This is a genomic window from Gemmatimonas sp. (assembly GCF_044345575.1).
Lineage (GTDB): Bacteria > Gemmatimonadota > Gemmatimonadetes > Gemmatimonadales > Gemmatimonadaceae > Gemmatimonas.
In genome coordinates this window covers 1-3368 of record NZ_JBIJAW010000352.1, presented here as the reverse complement: position 1 = coordinate 3368, position 3368 = coordinate 1, and the positions used below count along the sequence as shown (strand labels likewise).

Annotated in this window: 4 protein-coding genes; 2 read left to right on the top strand and 2 right to left on the bottom strand. The window is 67.0% G+C overall.

Going from position 1 to position 3368, the window contains the following annotated elements; translation table 11 throughout:
• On the bottom strand, positions 1–757 hold a 757-nt coding region (locus ACIQ6O_RS15000), incomplete at its 3' end, for a DUF1800 family protein (protein ID WP_396208586.1).
• 96 nt (positions 758–853) lie between these two features.
• Between ACIQ6O_RS15000 and ACIQ6O_RS14995 the strand changes: the two genes are divergently transcribed.
• Both ACIQ6O_RS14995 and ACIQ6O_RS14990 read left to right on the top strand, forming a co-directional pair.
• Positions 854–1333, top strand: coding sequence for a hypothetical protein (locus ACIQ6O_RS14995; protein WP_396208585.1), 480 nt, complete (start codon positions 854–856; stop codon positions 1331–1333).
• Positions 1334–1518: 185 nt separating this feature from the next.
• A complete protein-coding gene (locus ACIQ6O_RS14990) occupies positions 1519–2085 on the top strand; it encodes a hypothetical protein (protein WP_396208584.1) in 567 nt (188 codons plus the stop codon).
• 151 nt (positions 2086–2236) lie between these two features.
• Here the strand turns inward: ACIQ6O_RS14990 and ACIQ6O_RS14985 are convergent.
• Positions 2237–3368 (bottom strand): hypothetical protein (locus tag ACIQ6O_RS14985; RefSeq protein WP_396208583.1); only part of this gene is annotated, 1132 nt, incomplete at its 5' end.

Here is a 3368-nt window from a genome sequence, read left to right as displayed (position 1 = left end):
TGGGTTGGAGCACCGGGCGGCCGCTGTCCGCCACGCTTTGCCAGTTGTCGAGGTAGTACAGCATGGCCGGGCTCTTGGCGACGGCACCGAGCAGCGTCCGGAAATCGCCCATCGCGTGCTGTCTGATGGTGCGATCGAAGTCGTTGAGGAAATACCGGGTGATGTTCTTCCCGGCGAACACGTTGAAGTGGTTCTCCCAGAAGTCCACGAGGACTTCCTCGAGCTGCCGTTCGGATACGACGGCGCGCGCCACCCGGCTCGACGCCAGTTCGCCGAGTGCCCGGGCGCCCTCACGGGCCTGCTGGCGGAGCTGCATCGAATCCTGTGCGGACAGCGCTCCGCCGCCTCGGCGAGCGGCCTGCGCGAGCGCGACGCCTGGTGGCGGGTACTCCTGCAGGAGCTGATCGGCTGAGTACGACAGCGTCCGGTACTGACGGAGGAGTGGCTCGACCGACGGATCGGCCACGCGCTCCGGCCGGAGTTGCTGGGCGACCCACGCGTCCACCCCCATCTGCCGCACCGTGGCCACGTCCTGTGGCCGCGGGCCGAACGCGAGTCGGTTCAGCACATGCTGCACCTGCTGATCGGCCGTCTGCTCGCGCGCGCCATCGATCTGCATCGATCCCATGGCACCGCTTCGCGCGCCAATACCCGCGCTGGTGCCCGCGCACGCGCCCGTCATCACCGCTCCAATCCCCACGGTGACCAGGAGCACCGTGGGTCTCATGGTCCGGCGGGCGATGTGCCCCAATGGCATGCGAACTCTCCGAGGAAGTCGTTCGTTTGGACGCCATGACAGCGGCGCCGTTAATCCGAGCGTCGGGCGGGCGCTCCCGTGATATATCTTCCGTCTATGGCCCATTCCGCTACGTCGGGACGTTTCGACCGCTTGCTCGACGCCGCTTTTGCGACCGGTACGCTGGCGACCATCGCCACGGGCGGCGCGTTGCTCGGGCTTGGGTGGCGTGAGGGCGAGGCCGGACGGGTCTTTCGTCTCGCCGGCCGCGGCCTGCTCGAGCGTCTCGGTGTTGTGTCCTCGGCGGCACCATTGACGTCGGTGGCCCTCGGGTATCTGCATCATCTGGCCGTCGCGACCGCCTGGGGTATCCTGCTGGGCCTCATCGTGCTGCCACTGCGTGGCCTCGCGCGTGTCGTGGCCGCGCTCGCCGCTGCGGCTGGCTACGCCATGCTCGCCGGAACCTGGCTCCCTGCGCCGCTGCGTATCGGGTATGCAGTGACGTCAACCATACCCGGTGCTGTTCCCATCGGAGCAGCGCTCGCGCTTGCGCTGCTCGGCGGCATCTGGATGCACGCCGCCGACCGGGACGACTGAGCGTACGGCCCGGAGTTGTAACGGTTCCGCATCCGGACACCCCGTGCGGAACACCACGGGCACTCTTCATGCGCCCGGCGCGTTGCCCAATACCGGCTGGAACGTCCTCCACTCGTGGACGGCGCACGTGACGAAGCGGGCCCCACCGGTCCTTTCAGGACATTCGATGATGTAGGAGGAACACCATGGACGTCCTCGTTCGACTCGAGGCTCGTCCGAGCGATTCGCCGGTACTCGCGCACGTGAATTCCATTCCCGTGCTCCCGTTCGGCACTCGTTCGCGCCGTGAAGTAGTCACGCTGTATGGCGAGGCCGACGCGCAATCGCTCGCGCTGGCGCTGGCCGCCACCTTCGAAAGTGAGCGGATGGAAGCATCCACCGCGAGTGTCGTCCGGCACCTCGGTGTCTGGCCCGACCGCGGGGCCGTCGGTGACTCGGCTTGGCGCGATGGCGCCACGGGCCGCCTCGTCACGCAGGACCTCGATATCCCCCTCGATACGCTCGAAGCGCGCGCGACCGAACTCCTCGGAGCCTGCGGGCCGACGTTGCGACGGGTGGCCGCCGGTCTGGCAATGCCCGATTGGCCAGAAGGGACCGAACGCGCGCTCACCTTCTCGCTCGCCAGCGGGACCGGCGGTGCGAGTGGCGGCAGCGCTGGCGGATCGCTCGACGATGACGCCGGCGTGGAAAGCTGGCTCGACTCGCTCCGGCAGGCGGATGCGTACTCGTACGATGCCACGGAGGCCGACTGAACCCTGTTCTGTCAGATTCGTAGCAAGAAAGCGGGCGGTTCACCGAATTGGTGGCCGCCCGCTTTGTATTCCCCACCCTCTCGCGCGCTCCAACGCTGAGCGTCCCCTACACGCCGCGAATCCGCGGCTACGAAACGGTGCTCCCCGACAGCTAGTAGATGTTCGCCCACGCGCGTCCCTTCACGCGCGTGGGCGACCCGAGTGCGCTCAACGCACGATCGATGGCGCACCGCGAATACATCAGCGTACCGTTGCCACGCACGCGCGTTTCCGAGCGGTCGGCATTGCGTGACATCACGGACCCGTACAGCGACATGTTCCCCTCGGCCTCGAATTCGTCACGCACGAGGACGAGGCCGTTGAACTGGAAATTGCCGCGGATCCGCAGACGGCCATCGACAATGAGGATGCCCTGTCCACGCCCGGTCTCGAGATCGAGATCTCCCGGGGAGTAGATGATCGGGAAGTAGCTCGTGCACCCGGCCACCGTGCCGCCGCCGCGCCGTGGTTCTCCCCAGTTGCTTATCGAAGCGGTGCAGGTGGTGCTGCTGCCGCTGGGCGTGGGGTTGACATTGCCCGTGATACGGATGTTCGCCCGCGCGATGAGTGACGCCCACGTTTCGGTACCGAACGTGTCGTAGCTTCGGGGGTCGGCGGCCCTGGGATCGGCGTAGGTACCGCCGATCGCCTGCGAGGCCGGCTTCTGTACGGAGACTCTCGCTGCCGAATTGTACGACAGGGCGAAGGTGTCGCGCGCGGGTGTGCTGCAGTCCGTCCAGCCGGGGGGCGTGGTGTTGCGACCGCTTACGGTGGGTGAGCCCTGAATGTCGACATCACCGTACGTCATGAGGATGCCCCCGGGTTGAATCACCGGTGAGCGGAAGTTCACCACCATGCTCACTTCGCGCTGCGCTTCCATCAGGCCGTTGCCGATGCCGGCGCGGCCCACCGACACGACGTTGAAGTCGGTGCTCGAGAGCCGCTGCACGCGTACGATCGCGGTGTCTCCCAGATCAACCCCCACCGCCAGCGAATCGATTGCCCCCACAGCCATGCTCTGCCGTTCCGACCGCCAGCTCGAGAGCTGTTGATTGAGGGCGAACTCCGCGACCGTGAGGGCGCGCTGCTGGATCTGGGCGGCCCGCGACGAACGCGATTCCTGCAAGGCGCTCATCATCGAAGCGGAGCCCAGCACGGCCAGCACTACCATGGCCACCAACACCAGCAGCAACGCCGAACCACGGCGTTCGCGCGTGAGGCGTCGGATCGACACGCGTACCATT